Annotated in this window: 20 protein-coding genes; 16 read left to right on the forward strand and 4 right to left on the reverse strand. The window is 35.2% G+C overall.

Features of this window, described 5'->3' with window-relative positions:
- Positions 1-284: 284 nt before the first annotated feature.
- Entirely contained in the window at positions 285-1,703 is a 1,419-nt protein-coding gene (locus tag ACHRV3_RS21595; RefSeq protein WP_047778471.1) for an undecaprenyl-phosphate glucose phosphotransferase, read from the forward strand.
- Here ACHRV3_RS21595 and ACHRV3_RS21600 read toward each other — a convergent pair whose 3' ends face one another.
- On the reverse strand, positions 1,704-2,441 hold the full coding sequence (locus tag ACHRV3_RS21600) for a tyrosine-protein phosphatase (protein WP_395436086.1): 738 nt from the start codon (positions 2,439-2,441) through the stop codon (positions 1,704-1,706).
- Positions 2,442-2,577: 136 nt separating this feature from the next.
- Between ACHRV3_RS21600 and ACHRV3_RS21605 the strand changes: the two genes are divergently transcribed.
- A complete protein-coding gene (locus ACHRV3_RS21605) occupies positions 2,578-3,768 on the forward strand; it encodes a DUF5009 domain-containing protein (protein ID WP_395436088.1) in 1,191 nt (396 codons plus the stop codon).
- 265 nt (positions 3,769-4,033) lie between these two features.
- On the opposite strand, the gene ACHRV3_RS21610 is transcribed toward ACHRV3_RS21605, so the two are convergent.
- The gene (locus ACHRV3_RS21610) at positions 4,034-4,435 is read right to left on the reverse strand and encodes a hypothetical protein (protein WP_395436089.1); all 402 of its coding nucleotides are present in this window, start codon (positions 4,433-4,435) and stop codon (positions 4,034-4,036) included.
- Between the two features lie 7 nt (positions 4,436-4,442).
- Positions 4,443-5,006, reverse strand: a complete 564-nt coding sequence (locus tag ACHRV3_RS21615; RefSeq protein ID WP_395436090.1) for a hypothetical protein — start codon at positions 5,004-5,006, stop codon at positions 4,443-4,445.
- A 239-nt stretch (positions 5,007-5,245) separates the two neighbouring features.
- On the opposite strand from ACHRV3_RS21615, the gene ACHRV3_RS21620 reads away from it, so the two are divergent.
- From ACHRV3_RS21620 to ACHRV3_RS21675, 12 genes are all read left to right on the forward strand, one after another.
- Positions 5,246-6,430 (forward strand): hypothetical protein, encoded by a 1,185-nt coding sequence (locus ACHRV3_RS21620; RefSeq protein ID WP_395436091.1) that lies wholly within the window; start codon positions 5,246-5,248, stop codon positions 6,428-6,430.
- Positions 6,431-6,460: 30 nt separating this feature from the next.
- Positions 6,461-7,624: a glycosyltransferase family 2 protein gene (locus ACHRV3_RS21625; protein WP_395436092.1), complete on the forward strand. Its 1,164-nt coding sequence runs from the start codon at positions 6,461-6,463 to the stop codon at positions 7,622-7,624.
- Positions 7,625-7,708: 84 nt separating this feature from the next.
- Positions 7,709-9,058: a dihydrolipoamide acetyltransferase family protein gene (locus ACHRV3_RS21630; RefSeq protein WP_047778464.1), complete on the forward strand. Its 1,350-nt coding sequence runs from the start codon at positions 7,709-7,711 to the stop codon at positions 9,056-9,058.
- Positions 9,059-9,222: 164 nt separating this feature from the next.
- The gene (locus ACHRV3_RS21635; RefSeq protein WP_047778463.1) at positions 9,223-9,993 is read left to right on the forward strand and encodes a 3'-5' exonuclease; all 771 of its coding nucleotides are present in this window, start codon (positions 9,223-9,225) and stop codon (positions 9,991-9,993) included.
- A gap of 243 nt (positions 9,994-10,236) precedes the next feature.
- Positions 10,237-10,848, forward strand: a complete 612-nt coding sequence (locus ACHRV3_RS21640; RefSeq protein WP_047778462.1) for a fumarylacetoacetate hydrolase family protein — start codon at positions 10,237-10,239, stop codon at positions 10,846-10,848.
- On the forward strand, positions 10,848-11,192 hold the full coding sequence (locus ACHRV3_RS21645; protein ID WP_047778461.1) for an Hpt domain-containing protein: 345 nt from the start codon (positions 10,848-10,850) through the stop codon (positions 11,190-11,192). Before ACHRV3_RS21640 ends, ACHRV3_RS21645 begins: the two co-directional genes overlap by 1 nt.
- Positions 11,193-11,400: 208 nt before the next feature.
- Entirely contained in the window at positions 11,401-12,654 is a 1,254-nt protein-coding gene (locus tag ACHRV3_RS21650) for a CinA family nicotinamide mononucleotide deamidase-related protein (RefSeq protein WP_395436093.1), read from the forward strand.
- 71 nt (positions 12,655-12,725) lie between these two features.
- A complete protein-coding gene (rpmB, locus tag ACHRV3_RS21655) occupies positions 12,726-12,962 on the forward strand; it encodes a 50S ribosomal protein L28 (protein WP_008468080.1) in 237 nt (78 codons plus the stop codon).
- Between the two features lie 27 nt (positions 12,963-12,989).
- Positions 12,990-13,172: a 50S ribosomal protein L33 gene (rpmG, locus tag ACHRV3_RS21660; protein WP_047778459.1), complete on the forward strand. Its 183-nt coding sequence runs from the start codon at positions 12,990-12,992 to the stop codon at positions 13,170-13,172.
- Between the two features lie 7 nt (positions 13,173-13,179).
- Positions 13,180-13,332 carry a DUF4295 domain-containing protein gene (locus tag ACHRV3_RS21665; protein WP_082210668.1) on the forward strand — a complete coding sequence of 51 codons (153 nt, stop codon included), beginning with the start codon at positions 13,180-13,182 and terminating at the stop codon, positions 13,330-13,332.
- A 242-nt stretch (positions 13,333-13,574) separates the two neighbouring features.
- A complete protein-coding gene (gene ftsY / locus ACHRV3_RS21670) occupies positions 13,575-14,528 on the forward strand; it encodes a signal recognition particle-docking protein FtsY (protein WP_047778458.1) in 954 nt (317 codons plus the stop codon).
- A 7-nt stretch (positions 14,529-14,535) separates the two neighbouring features.
- Positions 14,536-14,715 carry a hypothetical protein gene (locus ACHRV3_RS21675; RefSeq protein ID WP_230002950.1) on the forward strand — a complete coding sequence of 60 codons (180 nt, stop codon included), beginning with the start codon at positions 14,536-14,538 and terminating at the stop codon, positions 14,713-14,715.
- Here the strand turns inward: ACHRV3_RS21675 and ACHRV3_RS21680 are convergent, their stop codons facing one another.
- Complete coding sequence (locus ACHRV3_RS21680; protein ID WP_395436094.1) at positions 14,716-15,780, reverse strand: serine hydrolase domain-containing protein; 1,065 nt, start codon at positions 15,778-15,780, stop codon at positions 14,716-14,718.
- Between the two features lie 222 nt (positions 15,781-16,002).
- On the opposite strand from ACHRV3_RS21680, the gene ACHRV3_RS21685 reads away from it, so the two are divergent.
- Positions 16,003-16,446, forward strand: coding sequence for a lipocalin family protein (locus tag ACHRV3_RS21685; protein ID WP_395427410.1), 444 nt, complete (start codon positions 16,003-16,005; stop codon positions 16,444-16,446).
- Complete coding sequence (locus ACHRV3_RS21690; RefSeq protein ID WP_047778454.1) at positions 16,427-16,723, forward strand: DUF721 domain-containing protein; 297 nt, start codon at positions 16,427-16,429, stop codon at positions 16,721-16,723. Before ACHRV3_RS21685 ends, ACHRV3_RS21690 begins: the two co-directional genes overlap by 20 nt.
- Positions 16,724-16,894 lie beyond the last annotated feature (171 nt).

Consider the following 16,894-nt stretch of genomic DNA (forward strand, 5'->3'; position numbering starts at 1 on the left):
GTTAAATTTTAAAATGACGTTAGCTTTAAAATAGAAGACAGCTGATATAAAGAAAAACAGAAACAATATTCAATGCCGGTGAAAACCTTTTTGCAAGAACCAAGCTATGTGATAGCTCTTGCTCGAGTAGTTTTTTTAAGTCGTTGCAATACTGTTTCGACTCACATTACAATTAAACAGATTAATATAACGAACATCTTGAATTATATAATTAAAATGGTACTTTGCGCTAGTAAAATTTTATTAAGTTTAGATTCAAAACGATTAAGCTTGATCCCCCAAATATGACAATTTCACAAAAGATCTCCAATTACCGTATTTCCCGTTATTTCAAACTTTTGTTTGTCTTTTTTGATATCTTATTATTAAATGCGGCAATCAATCTTTCAGCCTTGGCGCGATTTGGAAATTTAGAGGAGCTTTCTTCAAAAGAAGAGAGGGCTATTGTTTTGCTGATGAATTTAATCTGGATCGGTTTGTTGCTTTATAGAGACTCTTATCGAATGGTACGAATTGAACGCATAGAATCGATATTAAGAAGGACAATAAACAAAATCCTCATTCATGCTGCGATAGTTTCCATTTTTGTTGTCTTCCTGAAATACGAAGATGTTTCAAGACTTCGGCTGTTGTTCTTTTATTTATTTTTCTTTTTTATCATAATGATCTTCCGCTATATACTGATGAAAATTTTAAAGAAAATCAGAGCCAATGGTTATAACTTTCAAAAAGTGATTATTGTTGGAGCTAATGATACCGGAGAAAGAATGCGTAAAATATTAGCCAAGGATTTAACTTATGGGTATCGATTTTTAGGTTTTTTTGATGATAGAACGGCCGTTTCGTCTACTATTTCAGGTCCTTTTTTGGGAGAGTTCGATAGTATTCAGGATTTTATTGTCAAAGAAAAAGTGGATGAAATGTATGTAGCGCTTCACATCGATAAAGTGGAAATAATCAACAAACTCATCAAAATTTGCGAGCAGAATATGATTCGGATCAAGTTTATTCCCGATTTTCAATTGTACACAAAATCAAGTAAAGTTGAGGTGGTCTTCTATGAAAACACACCTGTTCTTATGTTTCGTCCGGAACCTTTAGAATTTGCTTCAAACAGACTTGTTAAAAAAGTATTTGATATTTGTTTCTCTCTAGCCGTTATTGTGTTGATTTTCCCATGGCTTTTGCCAATTGTAGCGCTGATTATAAAAATAGAATCGCCCGGACCGGTTTTTTTTAAGCAAGAGCGTTCAGGAAGAGACAATCAAACTTTTATGTGTTTTAAGTTCAGAAGTATGTATGTCAATGATTTGGCACACGATAAACAAGCAGGAAAGGGAGATAGCAGGATTACAAGGTTTGGCGCTTTTATTCGGAAAACAAGTGTTGATGAATTGCCACAGTTTTTTAATGTTTTTTTAGGCGATATGTCCGTTGTTGGTCCAAGACCGCACATGGTAAATCTGGCAAAAGAATACAGTGAATTGATCAATAATTACTTAGTAAGACAATACGCAAAACCCGGAATAACAGGCTGGGCACAAGTTAATGGGTATCGTGGCGAAACAAAAGAACTTATCGATATGGAAAACAGAGTCGAGTATGATATTTGGTATATCGAAAACTGGAGTTTATTATTGGATATGAAAATTATCGTCAGAACGATTATTAATGTTTTTAATGGAGAAGAGAACGCTTATTAATTAGAACCTAAAAAAATGATTGTTAGAGATAACTTCCGTTAAAGCAGTAATGTCTCGCACTTTTACCTTTTTGTGAAATTCCTTAATATGGGTATGGTGATGCACATCAGATCCCACAAAATTATACATTCCTCTTTTTAACAACTCTTCTGTGATTTGGGTAATTTCACTACCATAATAGCCAACAGCAGCCAGTAAATTCAGCTGAAACAAACAACCGGTTTTCTTTAGATTTTCGTATTCTTTGAAGTTTTTATGATAATACAGATATCTTTCCGGATGCGCTAAAATGGGGGTGTAACCTGCAACCCGTAAGTCAAAAAGTATTTTATGCAATTGTATGGGCGGACTGATATAGGAGATCTCTATCAGCACATAATTGTCTTTTAAAGTCAGTAGTTTTTCAGATTTAAAATGATGCTCAAACCAATCATCAACGAAATATTCCGCTGCAGCCTGAAATGGAATTTTAATACCGTTTTCTTCTAAAGCAAGTGCTGCTTGTTTTTGATTTGCAGTAATAGATTGAGACGAATTATCCCAAATATGATGTTTGATATGTGGCGTTGTAATAAATTGAGAAATTCCAATTTCCTGAAACCCTTTGGTAAGTTCGATCGTTTCGGTTATAGTTTTGGCGCCATCATCGATTCCCGGTAGTAAATGGGAATGAATATCGACGTAGTTTTCCGAAAGAAGATCCTTTAGAAACGGTTTTGATTTTAAAAATGATAACATGCGGCAAAAGTAAAAAAAAAGAGGTGTTTTTAGAGAATTTGTTAAATGGAATTTTATGCCCCAAAATTAAGGCAATAATCTAAGTTATCATTTTAGATTTATAGTATATTTGGCGGTATTAAAAGTGCAATAATTTATGAAAATAAAAGAAAATTTATACAATCAAAGGATTATTTCGATAGATGCTTTACGTGGAATCACCATTTTTGTGATGATTTTTGTCAATGAACTGGCAAGCGTTAAAAATGTACCACAATGGATGAAACACATGCCCGCAGATGCAGATGCCATGACCTTTGTTGATTTAGTTTTTCCGGCATTTTTATTTATTGTCGGAATGTCGATTCCTTTTGCTTTTAATGCGCGATTAGTAAAAGGTGATAGTTCTAAAACGATTTGGACACATACTTTAAAAAGGGCTTTGGCTTTAATAATTATTGGTGTTTTTATGGTCAATGCAAGTGACGGTTACGACGCTGCAAAGATGATTATAACTCCGGCCTTTTGGGGACTTTTAGCATTTACAATGCCAATTCCGATTTGGAATAAGTACGACAAAAATTTCCCGCTGTGGCTAAAAAACACCTTACAATATGGTGGAATAGCTGTATTAGTGATACTCTATTTTCTATACGTTCAGAACACCGGAGCAATAGGGATGACGCCACAATGGTGGGGAATTTTAGGCTTAATCGGATGGGCGTATCTGCTAACAGTAGTTTATTATTGGTTGGTTTCAGGAAAATTAGGGGCAATGATTTTGTTTTTGATTGTTTGTGTTGTCGCGAATTCAATTAACCTAATACCGGAATCAGCACTTCATCAGAACTTTTTGTTTAATTTTATTGCAGGACATTTAACGCATGCTTCGCTGGTAGCAGCAGGTGTGGTTATCTCGTTACTGTTTTTTGATCGAAAAGTAGCGCCAAAAGTAAATTGGGCTGTGATCGGTTTTGCGGTTTTGTTTTTTGTAACCGGCTATTTGTTAAGACCCTATTTCGGGATCTCAAAAATAAAAGGAACTCCATCTTGGACTATGTTTTCAGCAACAATTTGCACAGTGTTGTTCTATTTTCTTTTTTGGTTAATGGAGATCAAAAAACAAACCAAATGGAGTAATTTCTTTATGCCCGCCGCCGCAAATCCTTTATTGATTTATATTTTACCGGGTGTTATTTACTATTTCAGTAAGGCTTTTAATCTGCATATAATTCCCGACTATTTTCGCGAAGGACTTCCCGGAATTATCTGGTCTTTAGTTTTTTCGACAATTATGTTACTGGTCATGAAAATCTGCAACAGATATAAGATTCAGTTGCATCTGTGAAAGTTCTTAGTCTCAGTTTTCAGTCTCAGTTTTCAGTCTCAGTTTTCAGTCTCAGTCCCAGTTTTCAGTCTCAGTTTTCAGTCTCAGTTTCCAGTCTCAGTTTCCAGTCTCAGTTTCCAGTCTCAGTTTCCAGTCTCAGTTTTCAGTCCCAGTTTTCAGTCCCAGTTTTCAGTCCCAGGTTAACCGCGACTGAAAACTGCGACTGTGACTTTTTTACCCTTCAGCATAACTGCGACTGAAAACTGCGACCGGGACTAAAAAACTCTCACCTCACGCGCTTAAAAGCAATCGCTCCGGTTCTTTTTTTATTGTCTATATAAGTGCCTTCAAGTGTATTGCCGTCTGCAGAAAGCGTCAGGGTATGGGTGCCTTGTGTTGCCCAGCCTTCAATCGGTAGTGTCACATCTACGGTATAGGTTATGGTATTTCCGGTTCTTTTTCCGATGCCGCTTTCTGTAAATTTTTGCCCTTTCCATTCTAAATAATGAGAAAAAATGACTTTCCCATTTTGTTCTGTGATAATGGCCACAGCATTCTGAACGCCTGAATTGATGTCTTCCCAAACACCGTTTATATTTGTTTTTGCCGGAATAGTTTTTTCCTGGCTGAAGCCGAAATTTGAAAATATCAAGAAGAAGAAAAGAAAGAGCTGAATGTTGTTTTTCATATTGATTTTAGTTTTGAAGGATAACCGATTTTATTTCCAGAACAGATCCTGATACCGGATTGTAATTCACAAAATTGAATTTGCAAAGATTGTGTATGTCTAAAAGTCTTCCGTTTGGCAAGCCATCTTGCTTAAAATGGGTCCACGGAATTTTCAAGGTTGTAAATTTATTCGGAGCAGCAGGTAAATCAACTCTCGGGTGTGAACCTCCATGTACGCAACCCGTACCTTCCTCGTTTCCTTCGCGAGCCTGCAATTTAATAAGTTGGGTGGATCTATAGGTAATGCTCACAAATTTAGAATGATCTGATAAATTAGTCGCGACACCATCATTGGAGTCGGATGCTGTGATCATCACATTCAATTCGATTTCCCCAACCGGACTGTCTTTGGCCGTTACGCGAAGAACCCCTTCTTTCTGCCGAATTTCGTTTAGAGTTGTCTGATTCTCTTTGACCGGTCCCGCTATATACCAATCATTTTCTTTTACCAGATCCCGAGTATTTCTCTTGTTAGTAAAACCGGAAATAAAAAATAAAACAACAAGAAATGAAACTGGTAAACGAATCATGTTTTTAGTTTATTAGATAATTATTTTTAAAAGAAACAAGGATAATTCAAAAAGCCCAAAAATAAGTGATTTTCGTTAACAGTGATCTTTTCAATTAATACCCAGTTAAATGAACTTAAATAACTTATATGGTTTAGGCAATACCAAATATACTCTTCTGGGAAATATTCTTCCCGAATATATCTAATTTTATTAAGAAAACTTTAAATTTGTAAGAATCGATTCTTAAATTGCTTTTAATGAATAGTTTGAAAACAAAATTCCTCTTGTTTTTCTTTTTTTTGATGTCGGTTTGTTATTCGCAAAATGACAGTACTGCTGTGGAAAAGAAAGACATTCGGGATGTTCTCTATAAGCTCTTCAATAAAAACGATTCTGTTAAAAAAAGTAAAGACAAAAAACTGGCTTTCTCTTTATTGCCTGTTCCTGTTGATGCCAATTCAAGTACGGGATTGGTGGTTTCTTTTTTGACGAGTTTTTATCTGGGCGACGATCATGAAAAAACCAAAATGTCGCAAGTTACTTTTTCGCCCTATTTCAGTTTCTCCAATCAGTATGTTTTTCCGATTCAGACTTATATTTATACCAAAGATGATAAATGGAATTTTATAGGCGATTATCGGTATCTGATTTATCCCCAGCTCACTTATGGTTTAGGAGAGCACAATGCCAAAGAAGAAATGTCAACTTTAGATTATCAGCAGTGGCGTTTTTATCAATTTGCCAACCGCAAGGTCGTTGGTAATTTCCGAATGGGATTAGGGTTGTTATTCGATAATTATCAGAATCTTTCCGAGGAGTCTTATATCGAAGAAGAAACGGATTACTCGAAATATATGAAGGGTGATTTTTCTAATGAAACTTCATTCGGATATGCTTTTCAGGGATTGTACGATTCCAGAAAGAATACCATTAATCCCGAGCAGGGTTTGTATGTTGAAGCAGATCTAAGGATCAATACAAGTGGAGTAGAAGGGGATAAGTGGAGATCTTTGTATGTTGATGCCAGAAAGTACCATTCGTTCAGCAAGACCAAACACAGGGTTTGGGCTTCAAGAGCCTTTTATTGGTCTACTTTTGGAGGAAAACCCCATTATCTCGATTTGCCCAGTATTGGCTGGGATCGCGAAGGAAAAACAGGACGCGGTTTTACCAAAAACAGATACAGAAGTAATGCGCTGCTCTATTTTGAAAGTGAATACAGAACCGATATAACCAAAAACGGATTTATTGGTGCGGTGTTTTTTGCCAATGTTTCTTCAGTTTCGAAATTGGATACCTATCAATTCGCCAAATGGAATCCGGCCGTCGGGACAGGATTGCGGATTAAATGGAACAAACAAAACAGCAGTAATTTAGTTTTAGATTTTGGAGTCAGCAAAAACGATTGGTCATTGCGACTGGGATTGGCTGAAAATTTCTAACTTTCGCAAAAATCTATATTTTTTCTTTTCATGCAATTATCAGTTATTATTCTCAATTATAATGTCCGTTATTTTCTGGAACAATGCGTTTTAAGCGTTCAAAATGCTATCTCCACTCTTGATGCCGAAATTATAGTAATAGATAATAATTCGTCAGATGACAGCTGTTTGATGATGAAAGAGCGATTTCCTACTGTGAAATTAATTGAGAACAAAGAGAATTTCGGTTTTCCGAAAGGAAATAATATTGGAGTGGCACAAGCACAGGGAAAATACATTTGCATTCTCAACCCCGATACAATTGTAGCGGAAGATAGTTTTGTTAAAATCTTAGCTTTCGCCGAAGAACAAACCAATTTAGGAATTGTGGGTTGTAAGTTGATTGACGGAACAGGTAATTTTTTACCTGAAAGTAAACGTGGAATTCCAACACCCTGGGTAGCTTTTACCAAGATTTTTGGTTTGTATAAAGTTTTCCCGCAATGGCGTCTTTTTAATCAATATTACGCACAACATATTTCAGAAAATGAAACCGGAAAAGTAGCTATTCTGGTAGGTGCTTTTATGTTGATGAAAAGAGATCTGTACCTTGATTTGAAAGGTTTCGATGAAGCTTGTTTTATGTACGCAGACGACATTGATCTCTCGTATCGGGCTTTGTTAAAGGGAAAAGAAAACTATTATTTTCACGACACAACGGTACTGCATTACAAGGGCGAAAGTACCGTGAAAGACGAAAAATACATGAGACGTTTCCAGGAGGCCATGACCTTTTTTTACCAAAAACATTTTAAGAAATCGTTGTTTTTTTCTGTTTTCATAAAAATGGGAATTCTCTTTTTTTCATTTGTTAAAATGTTTCAGGGAAAATCAAAAGTCAAACCGGGACCGGAAAGTTATGTTTTGTATTCTTCAGATATAAATTTGTCTGAAAAATTGTCTATTATTTTGAAAAATAAAGTCGATATATTCGATTTCAAAAAAGAAAAAATGGTAAATTCGTGGCAGGTTTTGAAGGGTAAAAGAGTGGAGATTATTTTAGATAATCAGCATGTTTCATTTAGAAATTGTATCAAAATCATAGAAACTATTAAAGATAAGCGTATTACTTTTAAGATTTTCCCCAAAAATGCAAATTTTATTATTGGAAGCAATTCCAGAAATGAAAGGGGGCAAATTATAAAAATCAAGTAAAAAATTATATTAAATGTAATTTATATATAAAATATTCAGTAATTTCGCAATCGGAAAATCAAAATCACCCTTGAGGTTAACAATATGGCAAGATTTGAATTAAAGCTTCCTAAAATGGGAGAAAGTGTAGCTGAAGCAACTATTACAAACTGGTTGAAAGAGGTTGGAGACAAAATTGAAGCTGACGAAGCGGTACTGGAAATAGCAACTGACAAGGTTGATAGTGAAGTGCCGAGTGAAGTAACTGGGATTTTAGTCGAAAGATTATTTGGCAAAGATGATTTAGTTCAGGTAGGACAGGTAATTGCAATTATCGAAACTGAAGGTGGTGTTGAAACAGCATCGTCGTTTTTGGTAGATAAAATTGCAGACGAAGAATCAACTCCTGCTGAGGCAACTGAAATCGAAAAAACGATTGAAGGGGCTAAAGAGGCGGTTGCTGCTCCTCAGGATTTTTCGACTTCAGAAAAATTCTTTTCCCCACTTGTAAAAAACATTGCAAAAGAAGAAGGTGTTTCTGTTGCTGAACTGGATAGTATTCAAGGTTCAGGAAAAGACGGACGTGTCACAAAAGAAGATATTCTTAAGTATATAAGTGATCGCAAAGCGGGTGCAGTAGTTGCTCCAAAAGCGGTTGTTGAACCGGTTAAAGAAGTTGCGGCTCCAAAAGCTGCAGAACCAGTAGTTCAGAAAAGTCAACAAGCAGTTCCGGTTTCTGTAAACGGAGGTGATGAAATCATCGAAATGGACAGAATGCGTAAATTGATTTCAGGTTATATGGTGGCTTCCGTGCAGACTTCTGCTCACGTACAGTCCTTTATTGAAGTTGATGTAACGAATATCGTGAAATGGAGAGATAAAGTTAAAACTGCTTTTGAGAAAAGAGAAGGTGAGAAACTTACTTTTACTCCAATTATGATGGAAGCGGTTGCGAAAGCATTAAAAGATTTCCCTGGAATGAACATTTCAGTTGATGGTGATTATATCATTAAAAAGAAAAATATAAATTTAGGAATGGCTGCGGCTTTACCAAACGGAAATTTAATTGTACCGGTTATTAAAAATGCGGATCAATTAAATCTTGTTGGAATGGCAAAAGCGGTTAATGATCTTGGTGGTCGTGCAAAAGCAGGAAAACTAAAACCGGACGATACACAAGGAGGAACTTACACCGTTACAAATGTCGGGACTTTTGGAAGTGTTTTTGGGACGCCAATTATCAATCAACCGCAAGTTGGAATTTTAGCTCTTGGAGCAATTCGTAAAGTACCGGCTGTTATCGAAACTCCTGAAGGAGACTTTATCGGAATCCGTCAAAAAATGTTCTTGTCTCACTCTTACGATCATAGAGTTGTAGATGGTGCTTTAGGTGGAAGTTTTGTAAAAAGAGTGGCAGAATATTTAGAAGCATTTGATGTAAACAGAGATTTCTAAAAGTAGCTGTTTGATATATAAAAAGCCCTTTCGACATTTAAACGTTGAAAGGGTTTTTCTTTTGGCTTTAGTGTTAAAGTCAAAGTGGGAATTGGGAACTTTATGAAAAAAAGAAGTGAAATTCAGCTTTAAAAATTATATTTGTAAACTTATAAAATTCAAAAATGGAACTCAAACTCAATAAACCAATTTGTTTTTTCGATCTTGAAACGACAGGTATTGATATCGGAAAAGACAGAATAGTAGAAATTTCAATATTCAAAGTTTTTCCAAACGGAAATAAAGAAAGTAAAACTTGGTTAGTGAATCCTACAATTCCGATTCCGCCTCAAACTACTGCTGTTCATGGAATAACAGATGAGAAGGTTGCGAATGAGCCTACTTTTAATGAGCTTGCGCAGCAGGTTTATACAATGATTAAAGACAGTGATTTGGGTGGGTTTAATTCAGATCGTTTTGATATTCCGCTTTTGGCTGAAGAGTTGCTTCGTGCCGGAGTTGATTTTGATATGAAAAATAAAGTTTCTGTAGATGTGCAGACTATTTTTCACAAGATGGAAGAGCGTACTTTAAGTGCTGCATTGAAGTTTTATTGTGGAAAAAGTTTAGAAAACGCACACTCAGCGGAAGCAGATACCATGGCGACTTACGAAATTTTAAAAGCACAATTAGATCGTTATCCGGAATTGGAGAATGATATGAAAGTATTGTCGGAATTTACAACCCGAAAAAAAATCGCTGATTTTGCCGGAATGATTGCTTTTGATAAAGACAATGAAGAGGTTTTTACTTTCGGAAAGCACAAAGGTGCGAAAGTAGAGAAAGTGTTAGAAACAGAGCCCGGATATTTTAGCTGGATTCAAAATGCGGATTTCCCACTATATACCAAAAAGGTCTTAACAGCTATTAAACTAAGAAGATTAAATACGAAGTAAGGTCCTGAGAGGCTAAGATTCTGAGTTTCTGAGTTTTTTGCGACTTACGGTCTTATTTGCTTAGAACCTCAGAACCTTAGCAACTTAGAGTCTGAAAAAAAGAAATTTATCTGTATAGGTAAAAGTTAGATCATATATTACAAAATAAGATTCTGAGAATCTAAGGTTTTAAAATCCTGAGTTTTTAGGCTCATTTTCTTAGCAACTTAGCAGCTTAGTAAACTTAGTAACTTAAAAAAAAGAATGAAAATCATCTGTATCGGTAGAAATTATACCAATCATATTGAAGAGTTAAAAAACGAAAGACCAACAGAACCTGTTGTTTTTATGAAACCGGATTCGGCTGTTTTGTTAAAGCAACATCCGTTTGTGATTCCGGAATTTTCCGAAGAAATTCATCACGAAATAGAGATAATCGTTAAAATTAATAAAGTTGGAAAGTACATAGAGCCAAAATTTGCTCATAAGTACTATGATGAAATTAGTGTAGGTATTGATTTTACGGCCAGAGATTTACAAGAGAAATTGAAAGCAAAAGGACTGCCTTGGGAGAAAGCAAAAGCGTTTGATGGCTCTGCTGTCATTGGTGATTTTTTGCCTAAAACTGATTTTGTTTCTATGGAAAATCTTACTTTTGAACTAACAAATAATTCTAAGACGGTTCAAAAAGGAAATACAAGCTTTATGCTTTGGAAAATTGATGAACTGGTTGCGTATGTGTCACAGTATTTTACATTAAAAATTGGCGACATTATTTTTACAGGAACGCCCGAAGGTGTTGCTGCTGTAAAACCAAACGACGTTTTAGAAGGCTTTTTGGAAGATAAAAAACTATTTAGAATACAAGTAAAATAATGGCTTTAAAGTATAACCTTTCGAAAGTTTATGCGCTTTCAGACAATGATCCTGAATTCGTAAACGAAATTCTAAAACTATTTGTTACGGAAGTCCCTGAAGATTTGAAACAAATTAAAGAAGGGATTAAAAAGAAAGATCATAAGTACGCTTATTCTTATGCGCATAAGATTAAACCAACATTAGATTTAATGGGGTTGAATATGGCATTTGAAGAAATTCTTCAAGTAGAAGCCTGGACAAAAGCCGAAGGCAAGAAAAAAGAAATCATCGAAACTTTCAAAAGTATCAGAGAGCAGGTAAAAGATGCAGTCAAAGAAATTAAAAAAGACTTTGACCTGTAAAATTTTGGCTTAGCCTGAATTTGTTCTTTCTGTGTTTGTAACTTAAAATTAAAAATCAAAGTCGGATTATATGCTGGCTTTTTTTGTTTTTGAAATTTTGGATTAATCAAGTGTTTCTTTTGTAGTGAAAGAGCACTTTTTCTGCTTCTTACGTTACTTTATTTCTTTTAATACTAACTGAATCACAATAAATAAAAACAGCATTTATATGAAGGCTACGATTATAACCATTGGGGATGAAATATTAATTGGTCAAATCATTGATACCAATTCGGGTTTTATTGCTAAATCATTAGACAGAATTGGCGTAGAAGTCACAGAAATGATTTCGATAAGTGATGACAAAAAGCATATTTTGGACACCTTTGCCCAACTGCAAAACAAAGTCGATGTTGTAATCGTGACAGGTGGTTTGGGACCAACAAAAGATGATGTAACTAAAAAAACATTTTGCGAATATTTTGATGATGAGCTAGTTGTGAATCCTGAAGTATTGGCTCATGTAACGGAATTGATTGAAGGTTTTTACAAGCGTCCTATTTCGCAATTGAATAAAGATCAGGCTTTGGTACCTTCAACCTGTACCGTTTTGCCTAATAAAGTGGGTACGGCACCGGGTATGTGGATGAAGAAAGAAAACACCGTGTTTATTTCGCTTCCGGGAGTTCCGTATGAGATGAAGTATTTAGTCGAGAATGAAATAGTTCCCAAGATTATTCGCGAATATAAACGTCCCTATATTATTCATAAAACAATTTTAACTTATGGTCAGGGAGAGAGTTTAGTCGCGGAACGTATTGAAGATTGGGAAAATAATTTGCCTGATTTTATTAAACTGGCCTATCTGCCAAATCCCGGGAGAGTGCGTTTGCGTCTTTCGGCACGAGGTACGGATAAAGAGGTTCTTGAAGAGGCATTAGAAGATAATATAAAGGCTTTAGATGCTATAATTCATGATATTATAGTTGGCTATGAAGAAAATGAAACAATAGAGTCTGTAGTCGGTAAATTGCTTAAAAAAGAAAATAAGACCATTGCTACAGCCGAAAGTTTTACCGGAGGGAAAATAGCGTCGATTTTGTCAGCCGTTCCCGGAGCTTCAAAGTATTTTATGGGGAGTGTTGTTTCGTATCATACTGATGTGAAGGTTAATGTTCTTGGTGTCTCACGGGAATTAGTAAAGGAATTTTCGGTAGTAAGTAAAGAGGTGGCATCTGCTATGGCTTTGGGTGTAAAAGAGCTGCTTAAAACAGATTATGCAATTGCGACAACTGGTAACGCCGGACCGTCAAAAGGAGACTCGGATGCTGAAATTGGCACCGTTTTTATCGCTTTGGCTACTCCGGACGATATAATTGTCGAAGAGTTTAACTTTGGGCAACCCCGTGAAAAAGTGATAGATAGGGCGAGTATTAAGAGTTTAGAAATATTACAGAAAGAAATTTTAAAAATTGTGCAATAATTTTTTGCTACAATGGTTTATTTTTCTTTTCTTTGCACCCTGATTTTGAATAACGATAAAAGTAAAGTATAATGTCAAGAGTTTGTGACCTTACAGGTAAAAGAGCGATGGTAGGAAATAACGTTTCTCACGCTATGAACAAAACTAAGAGAAAGTTTTCTGTAAACTTAGTTAAAAAGCGTTTTTATCTTCCAGAAGAAGATAGATGGATTACTCTTAGAGTAGCAGCATCTACGATAAAAACAATTAATAAAAATGGAATCACTGCTGTTTTGAAAAAAGCACAGTCAGAAGGATTTATCAAATAATCTTTTCCTAAATAAATATATAGCAAGATGGCAAAGAAAGGTAATAGAATCCAGGTAATTTTAGAATGCACGGAACACAAGACTTCTGGTGTTTCAGGTACTTCTAGATATATAACAACTAAGAACAAGAAAAATACTCCGGATAGACTTGAGATTAAGAAATTTAATCCAATCTTGAAACGTGTAACTGTTCATAAAGAAATTAAATAATTAAGTCATGGCAAAGAAAACCGTAGCATCGTTACAGACAGCTTCTAAGAGATTATCAAAAGCAATTAAAATGATAAAATCTCCTAAAACTGGTGCATATACATTCGTAGAATCTATTATGGCTCCTGAAGAAGTTGATAATTTCTTGAAAAAGAAATAATAACATACACAGTATATAGAAAAGCTACTTTCATTCGGAAGTAGCTTTTTTATTTTTTATATTTGTCTAAAATTTTATAGAAGTGAGTAGTATTGCACTTTTAAAAAGGTTTCCGATCTCTTCTTTAGTAATGGATGAGGTAGTGGTTAAACCGGTGAATACTAAAATCTCTTCTGTGTATCTTAAGATTATTTAGATCCTCAAAAAATCAGCTAATCTGAAAAACTAACAACAAATAACAAATGAGTTTTTTTAAAAAATTATTCTCTAGTGAAAAGAAAGAGACTTTAGACAAAGGTCTTGAAAAATCAAAAAGTACTTTTTTTTCAAAGTTAAGCAAAGCCGTTGCCGGAAAATCTAAAGTTGATGATGCTGTTTTAGATGATCTGGAGGAAATTCTGGTAGCTTCTGATGTTGGTGTAAATACAACGTTGAAAATAATTTCAAGAATTGAAAAACGAGTTGCTGATGACAAATATTTAGGAACCGAAGAGTTGAATCAAATTCTTCGTGAAGAAATAGGTGGTTTGTTGTCTGAAACCAATAGAGGTGAAGCTACTGAGTTTGAAATTCCAAAGGATAAAAAACCTTACGTTTTGATGGTGGTTGGTGTTAATGGAGTTGGTAAAACAACGACTATTGGTAAATTGGCTTATCAGTTTAAAAAAGCCGGTTACAAAGTTGTTTTAGGAGCTGCAGATACATTTAGAGCCGCTGCTATTGATCAATTGCAGGTATGGGCAGATCGAGTAGATGTGCCAATCGTGAGACAAAACATGGGAAGTGATCCAGCTTCCGTTGCTTTTGATACTTTGCAGTCTGCCGTAGCTCAAAATGCCGATGTTGTTATTATTGATACAGCGGGACGTCTTCATAATAAAGTCAATTTAATGAACGAGCTGACCAAAGTAAAACGTGTCATGCAGAAAGTAGTAGAAGACGCTCCTCATGATGTGCTTTTGGTTTTAGATGGTTCAACTGGTCAAAACGCTTTTGAGCAGGCAAAACAGTTTACTGCCGCTACAGAAGTGACTTCGCTTGCTGTAACCAAATTAGACGGAACTGCTAAAGGTGGTGTTGTGATTGGTATTTCAGATCAATTTCAGATTCCAGTAAAATACATTGGTGTTGGTGAAGGTATTGAAGATCTTCAGGTCTTTAATAAATATGAATTTGTAGATAGTTTTTTTAAATAATAGTAGAATGAGTTTTTCTTCTTTAAAAAATATAACGCCTGTTGCTTTCTATTTCGCAAGCGTTGTAAGTTTTGTATTAGCGAATGTTTTAAAAGATAAAAGTTTGTCTTTTTATTACGTCTTATTGGTTCTTGGTTTAGGATTCTTCTTTATGGGAATGCTAAAAAGAATCCGTACTAAAAAATAGTTAGAGATACAAAGCATTAATTTTCTCCCATAAAGTTTTGTCAAAATCAGATAAGGCTAAGTTGACATTGTCTGCCGCGTCCCCCATTCTGATTACGACCATGTTTTTACTTGGTACGACATATATTTTTTGGTCGTTTTTACCTAAGGCCATAAACATATCATTTGGAGCCGTTGGAATTATACTTCCCGGAAAGGTAAGCTGTGATTGTGGTAAATGGTAATTTGCTTTACCGTTTAACCACCATAAGTAACCGTATCCTAAATTGATCGCTTGTGAAGTGTTTGTGGCCTCTGTGAAGTAATTTTCATTTAGAATCACATCGTTGTTCCATTTGCCTTTGTTGAGCATTAAAAGCCCAAAGCGCGCCATGCTTCTTGTGGTACTCGTATATACGCTGTTAGGGCCAAGTTGAACCCAGTTGCCATTCATACCGATTTTATCTCTTAATTTACTGTTGAAATAATTTTGCCAGGTTTGACCACTTGCCTGCGCCACAACGTCCTGCAATTTTACATATACATTATGATACGCCCATCGTTTTCCTGCGTCGGCTTTGTAAATTAAACTGGCAGGATCTACATTGTCAGAGCTGTCATCAAGTCCAGATGTCATGGTTAGTAAATGTTTGCAGGTAATCGCGTCTTCCTGCGCGGCTGTTTCGCTTGTCCAGCCCGTGCCGATGTATTGAGAAACTTTATTGTTAATATTGATCAGCCCCTCTTGTTGTGCGATTCCCGTAATGGTTGCTGTTAATGTCTTTCCTGCGCTTGCCCAATACCAGTTGGTGGTGGCAGTGTGGTCATTGAAGTAGTACTCTAAAACAATTCGCCCATTTACTAAAAGAATAAAAGATTTGGAGTTCTTTAATTCTAAATAATCTAAAAGAGGCTGTACTGCATTTTGATTCCATTTGAGGTCTGAGACCGATTGTGTTTCCCAGATAGTTCCTGTTAATGGAGGAAAATACATATTTTGTGCAGGTGTAGATACTGTATCGGAGGACTCTTTACTACAACTGATAAAGCTTAAGAATATCAGGAGTTTAAAAATGGCTTTGGTCATGTTTTTAGTTTTTGGTTTGGAGTTTGACTTAAAATTAGCAAAATAGTTTAATGGGTTTTGTGTATTTTTATTTCTTTTGAATCTTTATAAAGTTAACTTTGTAGTTCACGGATTTTCTTTTGAATGCAGGACTGGTGTCGGATTAAAAACAGGCTCTTCTGTTAATTATAGTCCCAAGGCAGCAGGAATGGCAACAATTGAATTTTTTAATTAATTTAGAATATGAAAAACACTTTTATGATTTTGGTTTTGTCTCTTTTGTTTGTTGGATGCAAACAGGATATTAAACCGGCAGATATTGCGAAGTTAAATGGTTATTGGGAAATTACTAAAGTGGTTTTTGATAAAGGTGAAATAAAGGATTTTAAAATGAATGAAACTTTTGATTTCTTTAAAATTGAAAAGAACAACAAAGGAGTACGAACAAAAGTAGCACCGCAACTCGATGGTACTTTTTTGTCTACAGATACATTTGAAGATGTTTCGGTTCGTTTTACCGACGATAAAGTTTATTTGGATTATAAAACAGATTATGCAAAGTGGAGCGAGGAATTACTAACGTTATCAGATGATGAATTGGTGGTGAAAAATGCTGAGAATAAAGAATATCATTATAAAAAAGCAGGACCAATAAATATCATAAACGATGGCAAAGAGACTAAATAACGAAAGTACGATTGGGGCTGTTTTAAAGCAGATCATTCAGGTAAATAAATTGCAACCCGGAATGGATCAGATTGATGTAAAGGAGGCCTGGAGACAGCTGATGGGGAATGGTGTTAATACCTATACCAGAAACGTCGTTTTAAAAAATGGTACTTTATATGTCGAGCTTGGATCGTCTGTTTTAAGAGATGAACTGAGTCACGGAAAGTCTAAAATCATCAGGATGATTAATGAGGAATTGGGTAGAGACGTGGTTAAAGACGTTATTTTACGTTAGGCTTTTTTGATGTTCAAAAGGAATTAGATTAGTAGACTTCAGTCTGACTAGTCCTAAATAATCGATACAGATTATTAGATAAAAATATTTTAATTAAACACCTGCAAAAACGTTTTTGCAGGTGTTTTTTGTTTTATAAGTTCTCATTTCAACTTTACTTTGTTCGTGCAT

The sequence above is a fragment of the Flavobacterium sp. FlaQc-49 genome (genome assembly GCF_044005985.1).
Taxonomy (GTDB): Bacteria; Bacteroidota; Bacteroidia; order Flavobacteriales; family Flavobacteriaceae; genus Flavobacterium; species Flavobacterium cupriresistens.

What these genes read in the sequence shown, in the direction of transcription:
- ACHRV3_RS21640 (WP_047778462.1), top strand. Translation starts at nt 10,237, where the DNA reads ATGAAAATCATCTGTATCGGTAGAAATTATACCAATCATATTGAAGAG.
- ACHRV3_RS21675 (WP_230002950.1), top strand. Translation starts at nt 14,536, where the DNA reads ATGAGTTTTTCTTCTTTAAAAAATATAACGCCTGTTGCTTTCTATTTC.
- ACHRV3_RS21625 (WP_395436092.1), top strand. Translation starts at nt 6,461, where the DNA reads ATGCAATTATCAGTTATTATTCTCAATTATAATGTCCGTTATTTTCTG.
- ftsY (WP_047778458.1), top strand. Translation starts at nt 13,575, where the DNA reads ATGAGTTTTTTTAAAAAATTATTCTCTAGTGAAAAGAAAGAGACTTTA.
- ACHRV3_RS21630 (WP_047778464.1), top strand. Translation starts at nt 7,709, where the DNA reads ATGGCAAGATTTGAATTAAAGCTTCCTAAAATGGGAGAAAGTGTAGCT.
- ACHRV3_RS21620 (WP_395436091.1), top strand. Translation starts at nt 5,246, where the DNA reads ATGAATAGTTTGAAAACAAAATTCCTCTTGTTTTTCTTTTTTTTGATG.
- rpmB (WP_008468080.1), top strand. Translation starts at nt 12,726, where the DNA reads ATGTCAAGAGTTTGTGACCTTACAGGTAAAAGAGCGATGGTAGGAAAT.
- ACHRV3_RS21610 (WP_395436089.1), bottom strand. Translation starts at nt 4,435, where the DNA reads ATGAAAAACAACATTCAGCTCTTTCTTTTCTTCTTCTTGATATTTTCA.
- ACHRV3_RS21645 (WP_047778461.1), top strand. Translation starts at nt 10,848, where the DNA reads ATGGCTTTAAAGTATAACCTTTCGAAAGTTTATGCGCTTTCAGACAAT.
- ACHRV3_RS21595 (WP_047778471.1), top strand. Translation starts at nt 285, where the DNA reads ATGACAATTTCACAAAAGATCTCCAATTACCGTATTTCCCGTTATTTC.
- ACHRV3_RS21665 (WP_082210668.1), top strand. Translation starts at nt 13,180, where the DNA reads ATGGCAAAGAAAACCGTAGCATCGTTACAGACAGCTTCTAAGAGATTA.
- ACHRV3_RS21690 (WP_047778454.1), top strand. Translation starts at nt 16,427, where the DNA reads ATGGCAAAGAGACTAAATAACGAAAGTACGATTGGGGCTGTTTTAAAG.
- ACHRV3_RS21650 (WP_395436093.1), top strand. Translation starts at nt 11,401, where the DNA reads ATGAAGGCTACGATTATAACCATTGGGGATGAAATATTAATTGGTCAA.
- ACHRV3_RS21605 (WP_395436088.1), top strand. Translation starts at nt 2,578, where the DNA reads ATGAAAATAAAAGAAAATTTATACAATCAAAGGATTATTTCGATAGAT.
- rpmG (WP_047778459.1), top strand. Translation starts at nt 12,990, where the DNA reads ATGGCAAAGAAAGGTAATAGAATCCAGGTAATTTTAGAATGCACGGAA.
- ACHRV3_RS21685 (WP_395427410.1), top strand. Translation starts at nt 16,003, where the DNA reads ATGAAAAACACTTTTATGATTTTGGTTTTGTCTCTTTTGTTTGTTGGA.
- ACHRV3_RS21615 (WP_395436090.1), bottom strand. Translation starts at nt 5,006, where the DNA reads ATGATTCGTTTACCAGTTTCATTTCTTGTTGTTTTATTTTTTATTTCC.
- ACHRV3_RS21635 (WP_047778463.1), top strand. Translation starts at nt 9,223, where the DNA reads ATGGAACTCAAACTCAATAAACCAATTTGTTTTTTCGATCTTGAAACG.
- ACHRV3_RS21680 (WP_395436094.1), bottom strand. Translation starts at nt 15,780, where the DNA reads ATGACCAAAGCCATTTTTAAACTCCTGATATTCTTAAGCTTTATCAGT.
- ACHRV3_RS21600 (WP_395436086.1), bottom strand. Translation starts at nt 2,441, where the DNA reads ATGTTATCATTTTTAAAATCAAAACCGTTTCTAAAGGATCTTCTTTCG.